The 291-nt window shown below is 59.5% G+C and carries 1 protein-coding gene; it reads left to right on the plus strand.

From position 1 onward, the window contains the following. Window positions 1-59 precede the first annotated feature (59 nt). Window positions 60-291 (plus strand): acyltransferase domain-containing protein (locus tag RM779_RS33505; RefSeq protein ID WP_311621566.1); only part of this gene is annotated, 232 nt, incomplete at its 3' end.

Consider the following 291-nt stretch of genomic DNA (forward strand, 5'->3'; position numbering starts at 1 on the left):
TGTCGGGGGAGGTTGCGGCTCTGGGTGAGTTGGTGGGGTTGGGTGGGCGGTGGGTTCCGGTGGATTATGCGTCGCATTCGGCTCAGGTGGATGCGATTCGTGATCGGATTCTGGAGGATCTTTCTGGTTTGGTGCCGGGGTCGGGTCGGGTGCCGTTTTATTCGTCGGTGACGGGTGGGTTGTTTGATACGGCGGGGTTGGATGCGGAGTATTGGTTTACGAATTTGCGGGAGCGGGTGCGGTTTGATGAGGTGGTGCGGGGGTTGGGGGATGCGGTGTTTATTGAGTGCA

Source organism: Streptomyces johnsoniae (genome assembly GCF_031845565.1).
In the GTDB taxonomy this organism is placed as follows: Bacteria; Actinomycetota; Actinomycetes; order Streptomycetales; family Streptomycetaceae; genus Streptomyces; species Streptomyces johnsoniae.